10 protein-coding genes are annotated in these 19172 nt (G+C 64.6%); 9 read left to right on the forward strand and 1 reads right to left on the reverse strand.

Annotated features, from left to right (window positions below):
* Positions 1-92 precede the first annotated feature (92 nt).
* From J8F10_RS08470 to J8F10_RS08505, 8 genes are all read left to right on the forward strand, one after another.
* The gene (locus J8F10_RS08470) at positions 93-2123 is read left to right on the forward strand and encodes an ATP-dependent DNA helicase (protein WP_210653397.1); all 2031 of its coding nucleotides are present in this window, start codon (positions 93-95) and stop codon (positions 2121-2123) included.
* A 460-nt stretch (positions 2124-2583) separates the two neighbouring features.
* The gene (locus J8F10_RS08475; protein WP_210653398.1) at positions 2584-6741 is read left to right on the forward strand and encodes a DUF1592 domain-containing protein; all 4158 of its coding nucleotides are present in this window, start codon (positions 2584-2586) and stop codon (positions 6739-6741) included.
* A 378-nt stretch (positions 6742-7119) separates the two neighbouring features.
* Positions 7120-8424 (forward strand): DUF1552 domain-containing protein, encoded by a 1305-nt coding sequence (locus J8F10_RS08480; RefSeq protein WP_210653399.1) that lies wholly within the window; start codon positions 7120-7122, stop codon positions 8422-8424.
* Positions 8425-8676: 252 nt separating this feature from the next.
* Positions 8677-9063: a BlaI/MecI/CopY family transcriptional regulator gene (locus J8F10_RS08485; protein WP_210653400.1), complete on the forward strand. Its 387-nt coding sequence runs from the start codon at positions 8677-8679 to the stop codon at positions 9061-9063.
* Position 9064: 1 nt separating this feature from the next.
* Entirely contained in the window at positions 9065-11878 is a 2814-nt protein-coding gene (locus J8F10_RS08490) for a carboxypeptidase regulatory-like domain-containing protein (RefSeq protein ID WP_210653401.1), read from the forward strand.
* Positions 11879-12099: 221 nt separating this feature from the next.
* Positions 12100-14442 carry a DUF1549 and DUF1553 domain-containing protein gene (locus J8F10_RS08495; protein WP_210653402.1) on the forward strand — a complete coding sequence of 781 codons (2343 nt, stop codon included), beginning with the start codon at positions 12100-12102 and terminating at the stop codon, positions 14440-14442.
* Positions 14443-14457: 15 nt separating this feature from the next.
* On the forward strand, positions 14458-15741 hold the full coding sequence (locus J8F10_RS08500) for a DUF1501 domain-containing protein (protein WP_210653403.1): 1284 nt from the start codon (positions 14458-14460) through the stop codon (positions 15739-15741).
* Between the two features lie 59 nt (positions 15742-15800).
* The gene (locus J8F10_RS08505) at positions 15801-15986 is read left to right on the forward strand and encodes a hypothetical protein (RefSeq protein WP_210653404.1); all 186 of its coding nucleotides are present in this window, start codon (positions 15801-15803) and stop codon (positions 15984-15986) included.
* 240 nt (positions 15987-16226) lie between these two features.
* Here J8F10_RS08505 and acs read toward each other — a convergent pair whose 3' ends face one another.
* On the reverse strand, positions 16227-18176 hold the full coding sequence (gene acs, locus J8F10_RS08510; RefSeq protein WP_210653405.1) for an acetate--CoA ligase: 1950 nt from the start codon (positions 18174-18176) through the stop codon (positions 16227-16229).
* A 120-nt stretch (positions 18177-18296) separates the two neighbouring features.
* Between acs and J8F10_RS08515 the strand changes: the two genes are divergently transcribed.
* Positions 18297-19172, forward strand: a complete 876-nt coding sequence (locus J8F10_RS08515) for a carbon-nitrogen hydrolase (RefSeq protein ID WP_210653406.1) — start codon at positions 18297-18299, stop codon at positions 19170-19172.

Genomic DNA, 19172 nt, shown 5'->3' on the forward strand with positions numbered 1-19172 from the left:
GATTCTTCTCCAAGTATAACGGCTTTCCCGACCGAACCCCGTTCGGGCAACCGGCCTTTACACCTTTTCCCGCCGCAGCGACAATCACCGACATGGACGCACGCAAGATTCTCGGCCCGGACGGGCTGATCGCGAAGAAATTCCCCGGGTTCGAGTCGCGCCCGCAGCAGCTCGACATGGCCGAAGCCGTCGGTGACGCCCTCGACAAGAAACGACAACTGCTCGTCGAAGCCGGCACCGGGGTGGGCAAGTCCTTCGCGTATCTGGTTCCTGCAATTCAGGCCGTCAGTGCGAAAAAAGACTTCAAGATCGTCATTTCGACACACACCATCAGTCTGCAAGAACAGCTCATTCGCAAAGACCTTCCCTTTCTCCAATCGGTGCTCCCAGGAGACTATCGGCCGGTATTGGTGAAGGGTCGCGGAAACTATCTGAGCCTTCGCCGGCTGCGGGTGTCGCAATCCAAAGCCAGTACACTCCTCGACACCCCGGGAGCAATCGACCAGCTCGTGCAGATCGGCCGGTGGTCGCGTCAGACCGTTGACGGCAGCAAGTCCGATTTGCCCGTGCAGCCCTACGAGCCGGTGTGGGATCTCGTGCAGAGCGACAGCAGCAACTGCCTCGGGCGGAAGTGCCCGCACCAAGCGGACTGCTTCTATTTCCAGGCGCGGAAGCGCGTGTTCGGCGCGAACATCCTCGTCGTGAATCATTCACTGTTTTTCGCGGACTTGGCCCTCCGGCGCTCCGGGGGTGGGGTGCTCCCTGAGTACGATGCGGTCATCTTCGACGAAGCGCACACGCTCGAAGACGTGGCCGCCGACCACCTCGGAATCGGGGTGTCGCAGGGCGGGGTCGAGTACCTGATGGGCCAACTGCTCGCCGCGCGCACGCAAAAGGGCATCCTCGCGACGCTCGGCGACGGCGACGCGGTGGCGCAGCTCGACGCGACGCGACAATCGACGGAAAAATTCTTCCTGTCCGTGTACCAGTGGCAACTCAACCAGCCGAAGGGGAACGGCCCCAATTCGAGCGGCGGGTCCGGGCGCGTGCGCGAAAAGCAGGTGGTGCCCGATACGCTCAGTGGCGACCTCACGAAGCTCGGCGACACGCTCCACGAGCTCGCGAAGGGGCGCGACGCCGAAGAAGAGAAGATGGAGCTCACGAGCCGCGGGGACCGGCTCTATTCGATGGCGAAGAGCGTGAAGGAGTGGCTGAACCAGGATCTTCCGGGCCAAGTGTACTGGGTCGAGGTGAAGCCCGGGCGCGTGCCCCGCGTGGGCCTGGCGAGCGCGCCGATCGAGGTCGGCCCGGCGCTGAAGGCGCAACTCTACGACCGCGTACCGAGTGTGATCCTCGCCAGTGCGACGCTTTCTGTGGGCGGCGACGCGGGGTTCAAGCTCTTCCAAAAGCGCCTCGGCCTCGACAGCGCCAAGACCAGCCAACTCGGGAGCCCGTTCGACTTCCAGAAACAGGCCGAACTGCACCTCTTCCGCGACATGCCGGACCCGTCCGCGCAGAGCGCGAAGTACGAAGACGAGGTGCTGAAGAAGATCCCCGATTACGTGGCGCGAACGAAGGGCCGCGCGTTCGTGCTGTTCACGAGCTACGGGTTTCTGAACCGCGCCGCAGCGCAGCTCGGTCCGTGGTTCGCGAAGCACGGGTACACGCTCCTCGTCCAGGGGAGCGGGCTCCCCGCACCGAAGCTCCTGGAGCAGTTCCGCGACGGGAATAAAGCCGTCTTGTTCGGCGTGGACAGCTTTTGGCAGGGCGTAGACGTTCGCGGCGAAGCGCTCTCGAACGTCATCATCACGAAACTGCCGTTCTCGGTGCCGGACCGCCCGCTCACCGAAGCGCGCCTGGAGGCGATCCAGGCCGACGGCGGGAACCCGTTCATGGACTATCAGGTACCGCAGGCCGCGATCAAACTGAAGCAGGGCTTCGGGCGCCTGATCCGCACCGCGACCGACACCGGGATGGTGGTGCTGTTTGATCCGCGCGTCATCACGAAACCCTATGGCCGCGTCTTCCTGGACGCGCTCCCGGACGCCAAGCGCTTCATCGACGGTGAAGAGGCCGCGCCCAGCGAAGGGAGGGGCGGGAAACGCAAGGTTAAGGCGGGGTAAGATGAATACCGTGCCCGATGACTCGAAGCGCTGCCCGGAGTGCAGAGCACGAATCTCCAGCTCATCAGTTCGCGAGACCACCGTGGCCCGCGTCGCGCTGATGGCAGCGAGGCGCCGGTCGTTGCGCGGACGCTTCAGATCCAGTGCCGGCGCTGCAGAGCTTCGTGGGGCATCCTCCGGCACGTGGTGAATTAGTTCACACCCAAAAACCGATCAGATACTTGCCAAACGCGCATCGGCGCTTATTTCTTTGTTTCAGCACACCGAAAGTTCCCGATCCCGCACGAAATCGGAACCGCCCCACGTGTTTCGCGCAAACCGCGCGAAGCACTGACCTGCCCTCCACCCTCGGCGCTACCCGAGAACGGGGCGTTCTCCGATTTGGGACGACGCTCTGGCGTCTGTCTCTTGTTATCCTGTACCGTATCGACCCGAAATCGAGAGTTGGCGGGGAAGCGTAATGACGACACGGGTATTCCGCGTTCGGCTCGCGGGCGCGTTTGGAGCGCTGGTCGCACTGGGCGTATTCGCACTGGTCCGCGATCAGCAGCCGATGGCCGCGCAAGAACCAAAAGCCGATGCGAAGCCGGGCGACTACGCGACCGCGGTTCAGCCGATCGTGAAGAAATACTGTCTGAACTGTCACTCCACGAAGGCGAAGAAGGGTAGCCTCGACCTCGAACGGTTCGCAAGCCCCGACGACATCCGGAAGGACGTGAAGGTGTGGCTCGGGATCATTGAACAGGTCGAAGCCGGCGAGATGCCGCCCAAGGAAAAACCGCAGCCGACCGCGGACGAGAAGAAGCAACTACTCGCGTGGATTCGCGGGTTCCTTGATGCCGAAGCGAAGGCCCGGTCCGGCGATCCGGGCCACATCCCGCTCCGGCGCCTGAGCAACGCGGAGTACAACTACACGATCCGCGACCTTACCGGCGTCGATCTCCAGCCGACGCGGGAGTTCCCCGCCGACGGCGCCGCGGGCGAGGGCTTCACCAACGCCGCCGAAGCCCTCACAGACGTTTCGCCCGCGCTGCTCACCAAGTACCTCAACGCCTCGAAAGACATCGCGGACCGCGTGGTGTTGCTCCCGGACGGTTTTCGTTTTTCACCGGCGAAGACGCGACGCGACTGGACGGACGAGGGAACCGCCGCGCTGCGAGCGTTCTACGCGACCCACGCGGACGGTGAGGGCAAACTCCCTGTTCAGCCGTACCTGTTCGCCACGGTGCGCCACCGCGACGCCCTCAATGCGGGCAAGTTCACGCAGGTCGCCGCTCAAGAGAAGTTGAACGCGAAGTATCTCGCGGCGTTGTGGGGAACGTTGACCGACAAGAAGCCTTCTCAGCCGCTCGATTCGATTCGGGCGAAGTGGCGCGCGGCGGCAGAAAAGGACGTGCCGGCTCTCGCGGCCGAAGTCGTCGCGGTGCAGGCCGCGCTGTGGCGAACAAGTCGCGTCGGGAGTTACATCCAGGCACGCTGGGGGGAATCCGCGGGCGGCTACGTCGAGAGTCTGGCGCGACAGGTGCCGGTCGATCCGCCGGCAGTCGACTCGGTCCCGTTGCGGCTCGCGCTCAAACCGGCTCCGGGGCAATCCGAGGTGACGGTTTATCTCTCCGCGCAAGAGGCGGGTACGGGTGAATCGGTCGTGTGGTCGCGCCCGCGGTTCGAGGCGCCTGGTAAGCCGGCGCTGATGCTCCGCGACTATGCCGACTTCGGCCCCGCGTTCGAGGTCGAGTACCCGTCCGTGTTCGTCAACAGCGCGAAGTACCTCACCGCTGCGGTGGAACTCGCCAACGACAAGACGCTGACGGCCGAGAGCGCTGCGAAGAAGCACGGTCTCGACCCGACGTTCCTGAAGCGCTGGAGCGAAGTGTTGGCGGTAGAGCCGTTCGCACGGGACGCGGCGAGCATCGGTCGAGTTGTCCCCGCGGTCTCGCTCACGCTTCTCGAAGAACCGACGCCGAAAAATGATGCACGCCCCGCGATTAACGGCTGGAGGAAAAAGGGAACCGACCTGCCGGTGCTGGTGACGAACTCGTCGGACAAGTTGGAAGAGATCCCGGGGCGCATCCCGGCGAAGGGCGTCGGTGTTCACCCGATGCCGAAGGAGTTCGTCGCGGTGGTGTGGACCGCTCCGGCCACGATGACTGTGAACCTCGGCGCGAAGATCGTTCACGCGCATCCGGCATGTGGTAACGGCGTGGCGTGGTGGATCGAGCACCGGCGCGGTACCCGGGCTGCCGTGATCGCGGAAGGGCCGGTGGATCTGGGCGGCACCGCAGAGCCGGCCTCGAAGGTGATCGACGTCGAGAAGGGCGATCTCGTCCTCCTCGCGGTGGACGCGAAGAACGAGGACCACGTCTGCGACATGACCGCGATCGAGTTCTCGCTCACCGAGACCGCGAAGGCCAAGCGCGTGTGGAACCTCGCCGCCGACATCGCGACTTCGGTGCAGACCGGTAACCCGCACGCGGACAAACTCGGCAACAAGGACGTGTGGAGCTTCGTGCGCGGGCCGTCTCGTGCGCTCGGTAAGGGAATCAGCAGCGTGATTCCACCCGCGTCACTGCTGGGCAAGTGGCGCGAGGCTGCTGCGTCGCCGGATCGCAAGGACGAGGCCGCGAAGCTGGCGACAGAGGTGCAGAAGTTGCTCGCGGGCAAGCGGCCCGCGCAGGAGAAGTCGCCGGACCGCGTGCTGTACGACAACCTCGTTTCGGTCGAGAGCACACTGTTCGGGGGCGTCGATGTGGCGAAGTTGGGCACACGAACTGGTGCAGTATTGGGGCTACCGAAGGACAAGTTTACCGATGTAAACGTCGTCGGCTCCGCGAATGCCGTGGTGGAAGTCAAACTCCCGGCCGCGCTCTTCGCCGGGCGCGAGTTCGTCGTGGACGCGAAGCTCGGGGATACTGCGGGTGACCGACTGGTGCGCCCCCGCGTGGCGACCACTCCACCCGGGGCGGGCACGCGCGGGGACGGCCTGCTCCTCGGCTCCGCGAACGGGTCCGCGTACAAGCAACTCGTCGCGGGACACAATGAGTTCCGCCGCATTTTCCCGCTCTACATTTGCTTCCCTCAAGTCGTCCCGACAGACGAGGTCGTGTCGCTGAAGATGTTCCACCGCGAGGACGAACCGCTCGTTCGACTGTTCCTCACGGACGGGCAGTCGCGGCGCCTCGATCGATTGTGGGTCGAGCAGCGGTTCGTGAGCCGCCAGGCGGTCGCGGAGTACGACTACCTGCCGCAATTCATGGGCTTCACCACGCAGGATACGCCGAAGGAGTTCCAGCAGTTCTTCATCGATCGCAAACCGCTGTTCAAGAAACTGGCGGACGACTGCATCAAGGACGAAGAGGCCGCGGTCCCGCAACAACTCGATGCGCTCCTGAAGTTCGCGTCGCGGGCGTACCGTCGGCCGCTGCAAGAGACAGAAAAGAGCGATCTCCTCGCGCTCTACAAGGCGATTCGCGCGAAGGGCACCACGCACGAGGAGGCGTTCCGCGGAGTGGTGTCGCGCGTGCTGGTGGCGCCGGCGTTCTTGTTCCGAATCGAGGCCATGCCGAAGGGCAAGGAACCGGGGTTGGTCAGCGATTGGGAACTCGCGACGCGGCTCTCGTACTTCTTGTGGTCGAGCGCGCCGGACGAGGAACTGCGTGCGGTTGCTGCGTCGGGCAAGCTCCGCGACCCGAAGGTGTTCGCGATCCAGGTTCAGCGCATGTTGAACGACGCCAAAACGCGCTCGCTCGCGATCGAGTTCGGCACCCAGTGGATTCACGTCCGCGGGTTCGATGAACTGAATGAGAAGAACGAAAAACTGTTCCCGACGTTCACCCCGGAACTGCGAAAAGCAATCTACGAGGAATCGATCCTCTTCTTCCAGGACTTGTTCCAGAACGACCGCACGGTGACATCTGTTATCGACGCGGACCACACCTACCTCAACGAAACGCTCGCCAAGCACTACGGCATCCCGGACGTGACCGGCCCGCAATGGCGGAAGGTCGATGGCGTGCGCAAGTACGGTCGCGGGGGCATTCTGGGACTCGCAAGTGTGCAAACGAAAGAGGCAGGCGCGTCGCGTACCAGCCCCGTACTTCGCGGAAACTGGGTCGTTGAGACGCTCCTCGGCGAGAAGCTCCCGCGCCCGCCCGCCAACGTGCCGCAACTGCCGGAGGAAGAGGGCGCAGATAAGCTCACCGTGCGCCAAATGGTGGAGAAGCACGCGAAGGTACCAGAGTGTGCGGTCTGCCATGTGCGGATCGATGCATTCGGCTTCGCGATGGAGAAGTACGACCCAATCGGTCGGTTGCGCGAAAAAGACCTGGGCGGACTCGCCATCGATACCCACGCCAAGCTCAGGGACGGCACCGAGTTCGAGGGCATCGACGGGCTGCGGACCTACCTGCTCGCCAAGAAGAAAGACGTGGTGGTGCGGCTGTTCTGCAAGCGGCTCCTCGGGTACGCTTTAGGGCGCTCGGTCACGCTCTCGGACACCGCGCTCATCGACGAAATGGTGGCCGAGGTGAACAAGAACAATGGCAAGGTTTCGGCTGCCGTGCGGGTGATCGTGAACAGCCCGCAGTTCCGCATGGTTCGCGGGAGCGAGTTCGGGGAGTAGCGGATATGCGCCGCGGGAAAGACAGCCGTCGTATCGCAGTTCAAGGCACCGAGTATCGGTGGCGCGCCACGGGCGACGACGGCTGGATCTCAATTGGGATTTGGCCGTCGAATAATATCGGCTCATACATCTGGGGCACCTTCAGATATCACGAGACTTGGCTCGACGTCGGAAACGGAGTTTGCGTGTCTGTAGGCGATCAGATTGTAATCACAAACCGGGTTGTCCGTCGGGTCATTGAGCACGCACTTTCGCAGTGCGAGTACGACCCCTACGTAAAAGGCACGGAACTTTGCTTGGGTAGCCTCGATCAAGCGATTCAATGGGAGGACGCAGTGCGAGCCTCCCGTAACTCGAACTAAATAATAGGTGCCTCTCATGCGCATCACGCAACCCCTCTCTCGGCGCTCGTTCCTCCGTGGCGTCGGCGTGTCGATGGCGCTGCCGTGGTTGGAATCAGTCCCGGTGTGGGGCGATGACAAGCCCAAGAACACCGCGTCCGAGGCGCCGGTTAGGTTCGCGGCACTGTTCTGCGGCAATGGCTTCCACAGCAAGGAGTGGTGGGCGAAGGGCGAGGGCAAGGCGATGGAGTTGGGCAAGGTGCTCGACCCGCTCAAGCCGCACCGCGAGAAGATGCTGTTTCTTCGTGGGCTCTACAACGAGGAAGCCCTCATCGGCGGCATCCACAGTTGCCAGACCGGGAACCTCCTGACCGGGGCGCACCTCGCGCCCGACGGCGCGATCAAGTCCGGGATCAGTTGCGATCAGGTCGTCGCGGAGAAGACGAAGGGCCAGACGAAGGTGCCGAGCCTCGTGCTGGGCACCGAGCCGTCGATTGCGGCGATCCACAAGAATTATTCGATGATCTACAGCTCCCACATTTCGTGGAGTTCGGCCACCACGCCCACGCCGCTGGAACTGTACCCCGCGCTCGCGTTCGACCGCCTGTTCCGCGATGAGGTCGGTAAGGCCGACAAGAGCGTGCTCGACGCGGTGCGCGAGGATGCGACCAGTTACAAGAACAAGGTGAGCGCTGCGGACCAGCGCCGACTGGACGAGTATCTTTCCAGCGTGCGCGAGGTAGAACAGCGCATCGAGCAGGCCGGGAAGAGCGGCCGACTCCAGGGCTGGCGGCCCACGCTCGACAAGCCCGACATGAAGCGCCCGGCAGACGGCATTCCGCAGGACATCGACCAGCACATGCGGCTCATGTGCGACATCATGGTGCTCGCGTTCCGCACCGACACCACCCGCGTCTGCACCCTCAAATTGAACAACGACCACTCGTCGCTCCGGTTCCCGCACCTGAAGGTGGACTACATGATCCACCACCTGCTCTCGCATACGGACGGCGCGGACTGGCTCAAGGTGAACCAGTTCTTCGCACAACAGGTCGCGTACATTGCCGAGAAACTGGACGCGGTGAAGGAGGGCGACCGCACGCTCCTCGACAACAGCATGCTCCTGTTCTGCTCGAGCATGATGACCGGGAACCACAACAACGACCAGTTGCCGGTGGTGATGGTCGGGCGCGGCGGCGGGCGGATCAAGACGGGCCGCGTGCTCGACTACACGGGCAAGCCGAACCGTAAGATGTGCAGCCTGTACCTCTCCATGATGGAGAAGGCCGGCGTGAGGTTGAAGGAGTTCGGCGACTCGAAGGAACAACTCGCGGAGATTTAACCCGCGCCACGATCGAGTAACGCGAAGGCCCACTGTACGTGCAGTGGGCCTTCGCTTTTGAATGAGCAGATTTGACAAACTCAGAACATCCACGATTCAGCTCGGTCCCGGCACGCGCTCGCGCACCTCGTGCGGAAAACAGACCCGCAAGCACGGCACAAATTTTCTCGCGCGGGCATTGACAGCACGGGTGCGGACCGAGTAAAGTTTCACCTAAACTATTAGGTTAGGCATCTCCTTCCGGAGGTTACTTTGGCCGAAGACCTGCCACCCAGTGAACGCGAACTCGACGTTCTGAAGGTGCTCTGGGAACTCGGGTCCGGGAGCGTGCGCGACGTCCAGGACCGCCTCGCGCCCGAACTCGGGCTGGCGTTCAACACTGTTCAAACTGTTCTGCGCAACATGGAAGACAAGGGGCTCGTCGGCCACCGGGCCGAGGGCCGGACGTTCGTCTATTTCCCCAAACACACGCGCGAACAGGTCACGTCCCGGTTCCTGAACAAAGTGTTCGGCGGGGCACTGGACCAGTTCGTCCTCAGTATGCTCCGGGCGTCCGACGCCGCCCCGGAAGAGCTACGGGAATTGGAAAAATTGATCGCCAAAGCACGGGCCGACAAGCAGCGGAAGGGGGGGAGTTGAAATGGCGTGGGACGTTTTCACACCGGAATGGCTGGCCCGCGTTGCGGCCGGCGGGTTCGTGATCTTGGTCGCGGCGGCGGTGGCCGTCAGACTGTGTCGCCAGCCGGCCGATCGCGTGCGCGTAGTCGGGCTCGCGCTCGCGGCGGCCGTGCTCGTTCCCCTCGTGGCGCTGATTCCCGGGTTGCCTCGCTTGTCCCTGGCGGTGCTCCCGGCCGAGTCGGTGGCCGAAGCGCCCGCGCTGGAACCCGCACCAGTGCCGTTACCCCCGCCGACGGCTACCGAGCGCGTGCCGGCGTTCCGGCCCGCTCCCGAAGCGAAGACTCCGCCGGTTGAGCAAAAGGCGGCCGATTCCACTCTCGTTTCTGCGCCCCCCTCAAGTCCGGGCGCGGGCGCGGTGCCCGCCGAGGCGCTGACAGTTCAATCGGCACGAACCGCGGACGTACCGGCGCCAGCGCCGCAATCAGCGCTCTCGATCACTCGCGCGGTGTTGATCGGGTACGGGGCGCTCACGGGCGCGTTCTTGGTTTGGTCGCTCGTAGGCCTCTGGCGGCTGTTTGTCCTCTGGAGAAGCACCCGCCCCGCGTCGGCCGAAGCGGTCGCGCTGCTGCGAGAGATTGCTGGCTCTGCGGCCGATTCCGCCCGCGTGCTCGTCAGCGATCGGCTCGAATCACCTGTCGCGTTTGGTGGGTGGCGCCCCGTTATCGTCCTCCCCGCGTCGGCGGGCGGCTCGGAAGGGCGGAGCGCGCTGCGCTACGGCCTCGCACATGAATGGTCTCACGTCGAACGCGGCGACGTCTGGAGGTGGTACCTGGTCACGTTCGCGCAGGTCTTTCTCTTCTATCAACCGTTGTTCTGGTGGTTGCGGCGACAACTGAGGCTCAGTCAGGATTATCTGGCCGATGCCCGCGCCGTCGACCAGTCCGCGGACCCGGTCGAATACGCCGAGTACCTCGTTACCCTGGCCCGCCGGCGGTTGGGCATTCCGGGCTTGGCCCTGGGAATCACCGATCGCCGGTCCAACCTCACCCGGAGGGTTCACATGCTTCTGCTGAACCGCACCCCGATCGCGCGCCGGTGCCGGCTCGTCTGGACCTTCAGTGCGGCCCTGCTCGCCCTGGGGTTCGTAGTTGGCGCTTCCGCGATCCGGTTGACCGCGGGCGATGCTCCCGCCAAGCCGACCGACGAGAAGAAACCCGAGGACGCGAAGAAGCCGGCCGACCCGCCCGCGAAGGGCGAGACGCTGAACTACAGCGGCAAGGTGACAGACAAGGACACCGGGAAGCCGATCGCGGGCGCCACGGTCGTCGTGCGGCGGTCGGTGCTCGGTGACCCGGAACTGAAGGAGGCGAACCCTGTTATTGAGGAAACCAAACACACCACGGATGCCCAGGGGAAGTATTCGTTCGTGCTCCCGCCGGAACAGACTTTGAAGCGGTACCTGTACATCGAACTGGACGTCGAGCACCCGGACTACGCCGGGCAGAAGGGCTTCGGGTACTCCCTGAGCATGATCCGCAAGAACGAAAAGCTGGGCGGCCGACCGTTCTTCGAGAGCGTTGAGTTGCGCCCCGCCCGGCCCGTGACCGGGATTGTCAAAACACCCGCGGGGAAGCCCGCCGCAGGGGTCAAAGTGCAGGCGTACTCGGTCACGAGCAAGCGGTCGGAGGGCACGTTCGAGTACGGGTCGTTCGCCGACGTTCGGACCGATGCGGAGGGGAAGTTCCGCCTCCCACTCGTGACCCCGGGTTGGGCGGTGGTGTGGGTGCTGCCCGAAGAGTTCGTGCCGACCACGCACGTCGTCAAGGACAAGCGCGGCGACCTCGGGACGTTCACGCTCCAAGCCGGTCCGCGTTTGCGGGGCACGGTCCTCGACGCGAAAGGTAAGCCGGTCATTGGGGCGGTCATCAACGCGGAGTCCCGGGACCGGAACGAAGAGATCACCGAACCCGTTGCGGACAACATCAACCGCTCGGCGGTGACGAACGCGAAGGGTGAGTTCGAGATGCGCCCGCTCCCACCGGGTAACTACGTCGTGAAGCCGGGCGAGTACCCGCAGGACGGGTCGATCGATCGAAAGGACGCGAAGGCGGTGCCGGTACCCGCTGCGGTGTTCGCCGGGACCAAGATCACACTGAAGGCCGGAGCGAACCCGGAGCGGATCGAGGTGCGGGCGGTGCCGCACGTCACGATCGAGGCCCAGTACCTCGACAGCAAGGGCAAGCCGACCCGCGGTCACAGTTGCCACGTGTTCGGGGAGATCGACGGCGTGTCCTGGTTCGGCGACGCGAAGGCCGACGCGAACGGAAAAGTGATCGCACACGTCCCGCACGGGATGGAAAACACACAATTCAATTTGATGACGAACGAACACGGGTCGCTGCGGTGGCGGAAGGCGAAGGGCGAGGAACTGAACAACGGTCGCACCGTTCGGCTCGGCACCCTGACCGACGACGTGAAGGGCATCGAGATCGTGCGGTACACCGCGCCGATTCTGACCGTGAAGGTGATCGCGAAGGACGGGACGAAGCTGGTCAAGCCGGGCGTCACCGCGACCTACTCGGCCGGCAAAGGCGCTCTCGACGGCCGGTTCATTCTGCGCAACGGGCGCCAGTCGGACGTGTCGTTCGAGGAGCAAGAAGACGGCCGGTTCCGGTCGAGCCAGATGTTCCCGGACGAAGAAGCCACCGTGTCCGGCCATGCGGAGGGGTACGCGGACAAGTCCGAGAAAGTGAAGCTCGCAGAAGGCGCGACGAAGGAGATCGAAATCGTGTTGGAGAAGGCGCCCGCGAAGCCGGAAGGGGAAAAGAAGAAGTAGTCGTGACGAGTGTGCGCTTCCGTTGCGCACGGTGCTCTGAGTGTGGTCCGCTCGCTCCGCGAGCGGTGCATCCGAAGTGACGCGGTGATGGGCACTGTGCGCGGTTGGTGGATGCCAACCGCTCGCGGAGCGAGCGGACCACACTCACGAGCGCAACACAGAAAATCGCACGCCCGTTTTTTTTTGGTAGTGAGTATTGCTCGCAACTGGAGAGAAACCCCATGTTCCGCTCCGCCCTGCTACTCACCCTGGTTGTTGGTCCCGCTTCTGCGCGAGCGGCGGAACCGGGTGGTCCCGTCGATTTCGAGCGACACGTGGTCGGGTTGCTGAACAAATCGGGGTGCAGCGCGGGTTCCTGTCACGGGTCGTTTGGGGGAAAGGGTGGCTTGCGGCTGTCGTTGTTCGGCGCCGAGCCGGAAAAGGACTTCCTCGCCCTCACCCGCGGCGGGGGCGGTCGGCGCATCAACTCGGCCGACCCGAATCAAAGTTTGCTTCTGTTGAAAGCGACGGGGCAGATTCCGCACGGCGGTGGGATGCGGTTCGCGGCAAATTCGTGGCAGGCGCGCGCCCTTCGCCACTGGATCGCTGGGGGCGGCCAGCGCATCGCGGATTCGGGCGCAGTAACTCGGCTCGAAGCCGTTCCGTCCGAGCACGTGCTGACGAAGCCGGGCGAGATGGCCCAACTGAGCGTGCGGGCAACATTCGCCGACGGTACAACGGCCGATGTGACAGCCTTTTGCGAACTCCGCGCAAAGGACGACTCGGTGGCCGACGTTTCGCTGCTCGGCGAAGTGCGGGCGGCGCGGCCCGGCGATACGGCAATCGTCGCCAGTTACCGGGGGCTCACGGCGGTCGCGCGAGTATTCGTTCCGATTCTGCGGGCCGAGCCTTACCCCGTCGTTCCCGAAGTCAATTATGTCGATCGCGCGGTGTTCGCGAAGCTGAAGCGCCTCAACGTGGTGCCCTCGAATCTCGCACTGGATGAAGAGTTCCTCCGTCGCGTCGCGATCGACGTGACTGGCGGGCTACCCACACCCGACGAGGTTCGGGCGTTCGTTGCGGACCCTGATCCGAAGAAGCGCGAGAAGGCGATCGACAAGTTACTCACCAGCCCGCTCCACGCGGCGCTCTGGGCGACCAAGATGTGCGACATCACGGGTTGCAACGTGGACGCGATGGACGGTTCCCCGGACCAGCGCACGAGGCGCGCCCGGATGTGGCACGACTGGTTCCGGCACCGGTTCGCGACGAACGTTCCCTACGACCGGATGGTGCGCGGGGTGCTTACTGCTACCAGCCGGGAGGGGCACGCGCTCCGCGAGTGGATCGATGCGGAAATCGTCCGCGAGCGGGTGAACGACAAGGGCTTCGACTCCACGTACCATGAGCGGGCCACTCTCGATCACTACTGGCGCCGGTTCGAGGGCGAGGAGTATTTCCCGCTCGAAAAGATGGCGGAACTGACCTCGACCGCGTTCCTCGGGGTGCGTCTAGAATGTGCCCAGTGCCACCGGCACCCCTTCGACCGGTGGACGCAGACCGATTATCGGGCGTTCGCCAACACATTCGGCCGGGTTCGGTTCGACAGTTCGCCCGATCTCACGTCCGCGGTGGTCGATCTCCTAGAGGAGCGCCGAAAGTTGCCGCCCGGAAAAGTCAGCGCCCCGATTCCGCGGTTGCGCGAGGTGTACCTTTCGGACCGCTCGCGTCGGCTCCCGCACCCCGACACCGGGGCCGTTCTGAGTGCGCGGGCACTCGGCGGTCCGGAGCTGACCGGCACCGACCCGCGTGAGGCGCTGACCGATTGGGTCACGCGACCGGACAACCCGTTCTTCGCCCGCGCGTTCGTGAATCGTGTCTGGGCACACTACTTCGGCACGGGCATGATCGACCCGGTTGATGACCTCGCGGCGAGCAACCCCGCTTCCAACGAGCCGTTGCTCACCGCATTGGCCGCGGATTTCGCCAAGAGCGGCTTCGATGTTCGGCGATTGGAGCGCACGATCCTCGTCAGCCGCACGTATCAACTTTCTTCAACGCCGAACGACACCAACCGCCGCGATCACGGAAACTTTGCCCGCTCGTACCCCCGGCCGCTTATGGCCGAAGCGGTGCTGGACGCACTGAACGACGCCCTCGGTACGAAGGAAGATTTCGGTGCCGATGCGCCGGCCGGTGCGCGAGCGGTCGAAGTGGCGACGAACCGCGTGCGCGCGGGGCACGCGGCGCGCGTCTTCAGTGTGTTCGGGCGCCCGGCACGCACTTCCACTTGCGATTGTGAGCGCCCGAGTGGCCCCGCGCTACCACAAACACTGTTCCTGATGACCGATCCTGTTCTGCTCAAGAAGATCACCGGCGGGCGGCTCGCAAAGCTCCTGGCCGCGAAGATGTCTGACGCGCGGATCGTGGACGAACTGTTTCTCGCCACGCTCTCGCGTCTGCCCGACGCGGGTGAAAAAACAACCGCACTGGAACGAGTATCGGCGGCCTCGGATCGCGAGGCCGGGTTGGTCGATGTGCTTTGGGCGCTCGTGAACACCCGCGAATTCATTCTCAATCACTAACCGAAAGGAACACCCATGTCCCGGTCGTTACACTTCAACCGGCGCGGGTTCCTGCGAGTCGGCGCCGCCGGCGCCCTCGGGCTGAGCTTGCCCGACGTTCTCCGGGCGGAATCGCGCGGCACGCGCAAGTCGAAGGCGGACGGGCTGATCCTCGTGTGGCTCGGGGGCGGTCCCGCAACGATCGATATGTGGGATTTGAAGCCGGATGCGCCGGAAGAGTTCCGCGGAGAGTTCAAGCCGATTGATACCGCGGCGCAAGGCGTGCGCGTCTGCGAGCACCTGCCGAAAATTGCCGGGGCGATGAAGAATTGTGCGCTGGTGCGCTCGCTTCACCACTCGATCACCGACCACGGGGCCGGGGCCGCGTACCTGGCGACCGGTCACCCGCCGGCCGCAGCGCTCAAACACCCGTCTCTCGGTGCGATTGCAGCAAAACTACTGCCCACTCAGGCCGGCTTACCGCCGTACATCGCGCTCGACGGCGCCGCGGGGTTCCCCGGCGCGGCCGGGTTCCTTGGCGCGGCGAACGATCCGTTTACAGCAGGGATTGGTGGCCGCGGTACAGCGCGCGTGGAAGGCATTTCTCTCCCCACGGGGTTCTCTGCGGAACAACTCGCTGACAGGAATCGGCTCCGCGGCGCGTTCGACACGAAGTTCGGCGCACTCGATCGCACGGAACTACCCGCGGCGCTCGACAGCTTCCAGCAGCAAGCGGTGGACATCCTCGGGTCCGACCGGGTGCGTAAGGCGTTCGACTTGTCGTTGGAGAAAGAGGCTGTACGGGAACGCTTCGGGCCGACGGTGTTCGGGCGCAGCGCGCTTACCGCCCGTCGGCTACTCGAAGCCGGCGCGCGGTGCGTGACGGTCGGGTTGACGGGTTGGGATACGCACGCCGGGAGCTTCCGCACGCTGCGCCAGCAGTTGTTGCCGGAACTCGATCGCGTGCTGTCGGCACTCGTGACGGATTTGAGCGACCACGGAATGCTCGACCGTACTGTCGTCTACTGTGTGGGGGAGTTCGGGCGCACCCCGCGCGTGAACGGCTCCGCCGGGCGCGACCACTGGGCGCGGTCGATGTCGGCGTTTTTGGCCGGAGGGGGGGTGCGGGGAGGAACCGCTTACGGCACCACCGACGCGCACGGGCTGGCACCTGAGAACGACCCGTGTTCGCCGGCCGACGTGTCCGCGACCGTCATGAGTTTACTCGGAATCGAACCGGCTCACGAACTCCGCACGCCCTCGGGGCGCCCCATTTCCGTCTTCCGAGACGGGAAGGTGATCGAGTCACTGGTCGGCTGACGTGTCTCGGCGCCTGCCGAGCGGCACCCGGTGACACGTTCAGCGGGTGTCTGCACCTGGTGAATGCGCGGGCTACCGAGAACGACCGGTGTCTGGGCCGAGTGGTGCCCGACGGGTCCAACGAGATCGGGGCCGTGCCCGCGCTACTGAACGCTCTTACGGGCGCATTGGTGACGATCGACGTGACCTCCTGCCAGAAGGTCACGTCCAACAGATCCGGGAGCGGGGCGGGAACCGCGTGGTAGCGGCCCCAGGAAACCAGTCGACGTTACGCCGCTCCGCTCGCGCGACGTTCGAGGCGGCGGGCTACGCGACGTTCGCCGGGTACGAAGCCTTGTTCAACGTCTCCTGGTACAGCCGTGCCTGCAGGATGGCCTCCACCACGAGTGCCACGGGGAACGATCAGCGCATCGTGGATCGTGCAACGGTACCTTGGGACGCAGCTTTAGGAACGCATCGGCGGCTCGCCCATTGTAACCCAGGTGCTACTCGTCATCCGCGCGCAGTTTCGCGAGCACGTTGAGGTCTTCGAGCGTGGTCGCGTCGCCAGTAGATTGCCGGCCGGCGGCGATGTCGCGCAAGAACCGGCGCATGATTTTACCGCTCCGCGTCTTCGGCAGGGAGTCTGTGAACCGGACGTCGTCCGGACGAGCCAGCGCGCCGATGTCCTTCACGACGTGGGCCTTCAGTTCGGCCTTTAGCTCGTCGGTCGGGGCCACGCCCTGCTTCAGCGTGACGAAGCACACGATCCCTTCGCCCTTCAGGTCGTCCGGCTTCCCGACCACCGCGGCCTCGGCCACCTTCGGGTGGTGAACCAGTGCGCTCTCGACCTCCATCGTGCTGAGCCGGTGCCCGCTCACGTTCAGCACGTCGTCCACGCGGCCCATCACCCAGATGTAGCCGTCCTCGTCCCGGCGCGCGCCGTCCGCAGTGAAATAAATGTTGGGGTAATGGCTCCAGTACGTGGACTTGTAGCGCTCGTCGTCCCCGTAGATGGTGCGCATCATGCTCGGCCACGGGCGCTTCACCACGAGGAACCCGCCCGCGTTCGCTGGCACCGGGTGCCCCTGCTTGTCAACGACTTCCGCCGCGATGCCCGGGAGCGGTTTCGTCGCGCTGCCCGGTTTGGTCGGGATCGCACCGGGGAGCGGCGAAATCATGATCGCGCCGGTTTCCGTCTGCCACCACGTGTCCACGATCGGGCACCGCCCGCCGCCGATCACGTTGTGGTACCACATCCACGCTTCCGGGTTGATCGGCTCGCCCACACTGCCGAGCAACCGGAGCGACGACAGGTCGTGCCCCTTCGGGTGCTGGTCGCCCCACTTGATAAACGCGCGGATCGCGGTCGGGGCCGTATAGAAGATCGTCACCCGGTACTTCGCGATGATCTCCCAGAACCGGTCCTCGCGCGGCTGGTTCGGCGCGCCCTCGTACATCACGACCGTGCTGCCGTTGCACAGCGGGCCGTACACGATGTAGCTGTGCCCGGTGATCCACCCCACGTCCGCCGTGCACCAGTAAACGTCGTCGTCCTTGATGTCGAAGACCCACTTGTGCGTGAGCGACACTCCCAACAAATACCCGCCGGTCGTGTGGAGAACGCCTTTCGGCTTCCCGGTGCTGCCGGAGGTGTAGAGGATGAACAGCGGGTGCTCACTGTCCATTGGTTCGGCCGGGCAGTCGGCGCTCGCGCCGGCCACCAGATCGTGCCACCACACGTCGCGCCCGGCCTTCATCTCGACCGCGGTGTTACAGCGGTTGAACACCACGCACTTTTCGACCGTCGGCGATTTTTCGAGGGCCGCGTCCACGTTCGCCTTTAGCGGCACCACTTTTCCGCGGCGCCAGCCGCCGTCGGCGGTAATGACGAGCTTCGACTTCGCGTCGTTGTTGCGGTCCGCGACCGCGTCCGCGGAGAACCCGCCGAACACGACCGAGTGCATCGCGCCGATCCGGGCGCAGGCGAGCATCGCGACCGCCGCTTCGGGGATCATCGGCATGTAGATCGTGATGCGGTCGCCCTTCTCCACGCCCAGCGCCTTCAGTGCGTTCGCGAATTTGCACACTTCGCTCAGGAGCTGCTGGTACGTCAGCGTGCGGGAATCGCCGGGTTCCCCCTCCCACACGAGCGCGGCCTTGTTCCCGCGCCCGGCCGCGACGTGACGGTCGAGGCAGTTGTCGCTCGCGTTGAGCTGCCCGCCGACGAACCACTTCGCGTGCGGGACGTTGCTCCAGTCGAGCACCGTGTCCCACGGCTTGGTCCAGTGAAGGGACTTGGCTTGCTCGGCCCAGAACCCGTCCGGGTCGCGTTCGGCCCACTCCGCGAGCCGGTCACGTTCGGTCGCGTTCACGGTGGTGCGGGCAACGAATTCCGCGGACGGGGGAAACTGCCTTGTTTCCTTCAGCACGCTGGTGATGTTTTTATCGCTCATGGTTTCAATCCATGCGGGGAGGGTGAGTCGGCCGGACCGGTGCTCGGCGGTACTTGCGGGCCGTTGGCATCGGTATAACAAGCTGCGGGTGAAGTACCAAGGACTATGGGCGCCGGACTTATGGACCATTTCACAATCGCGGCGGTACAGATGAAAATCGCGCCGGATCGCGAAACGAACCTGGCGAAAGCCGAGGCCGCGATCGCCGAGGCCGCGAAACAGGGCGCGCAAGTGGTGTGCCTGCCGGAACTGTTCACCGGTTACTACTTCTGCCAGAAGGAAGACATCGCGCTCTTCGATCTGGCGGAACCGATCCCGGGGCCGAGCGAGGACCGGCTCGGTGCGGCGGCGAAGAAAAATAAGGTCGTGGTGGTCGGGTCGCTGTTCGAGAAGCGGATGCCGGGTGTGTACCACAACACCGCCACCGTCCACGACGCGAGCGGGAACCTGCTCGGGTTGTACCGGAAGATGCACATCCCGGACGACCCGCTGTTCCTCGAAAAGTTCTACTTCACGCCGGGCGACCTCGGGTTCAAAGTGTTCCCCACCGCGGCGGCCAAAGTCGGCACGCTGGTGTGCTGGGACCAGTGGTACCCCGAAGCGGCCCGACTCACGGCCCTCCAGGGCGCGGAAGTGATCTTTTATCCCACCGCGATCGGCTGGCACCCGCGCGAAAAGGAAGAGTTCGGCGAAGCGCAGCATTCCGCATGGGAAACGAGCATGCGCGGCCACGCGATCGCCAACGGTACCTACGTGTGCGCGGTGAACCGCGTGGGGCACGAGGTCATCGTCGGCGAGGGGCTGGAGTTCTGGGGCGGGTCGTTCGTGAGCGACCCGTTCGGCCGCGTTCTGAAGAAGGGCAGCACGGACAAGGAAGAAATTCTGGTCGTGAAGTGCGACCGGAAGCTCATGGAAGACGTGCGCCGGAACTGGCCGTTCTTCCGCGACCGGCGCATTGATGCCTACGGGAGCATTACCAAGCGCGTCGCCGATTGA

The sequence above is a fragment of the Gemmata palustris genome (genome assembly GCF_017939745.1).
GTDB lineage: Bacteria > Planctomycetota > Planctomycetia > Gemmatales > Gemmataceae > Gemmata > Gemmata palustris.

Coding starts and splice junctions, on each gene's coding strand:
- J8F10_RS08500 (WP_210653403.1), top strand. CDS start 14,458: ATGTCCCGGTCGTTACACTTCAACCGGCGCGGGTTCCTGCGAGTCGGC.
- acs (WP_210653405.1), bottom strand. CDS start 18,176: ATGAGCGATAAAAACATCACCAGCGTGCTGAAGGAAACAAGGCAGTTT.
- J8F10_RS08495 (WP_210653402.1), top strand. CDS start 12,100: ATGTTCCGCTCCGCCCTGCTACTCACCCTGGTTGTTGGTCCCGCTTCT.
- J8F10_RS08470 (WP_210653397.1), top strand. CDS start 93: ATGGACGCACGCAAGATTCTCGGCCCGGACGGGCTGATCGCGAAGAAA.
- J8F10_RS08490 (WP_210653401.1), top strand. CDS start 9,065: ATGGCGTGGGACGTTTTCACACCGGAATGGCTGGCCCGCGTTGCGGCC.
- J8F10_RS08480 (WP_210653399.1), top strand. CDS start 7,120: ATGCGCATCACGCAACCCCTCTCTCGGCGCTCGTTCCTCCGTGGCGTC.
- J8F10_RS08515 (WP_210653406.1), top strand. CDS start 18,297: ATGGACCATTTCACAATCGCGGCGGTACAGATGAAAATCGCGCCGGAT.
- J8F10_RS08475 (WP_210653398.1), top strand. CDS start 2,584: ATGACGACACGGGTATTCCGCGTTCGGCTCGCGGGCGCGTTTGGAGCG.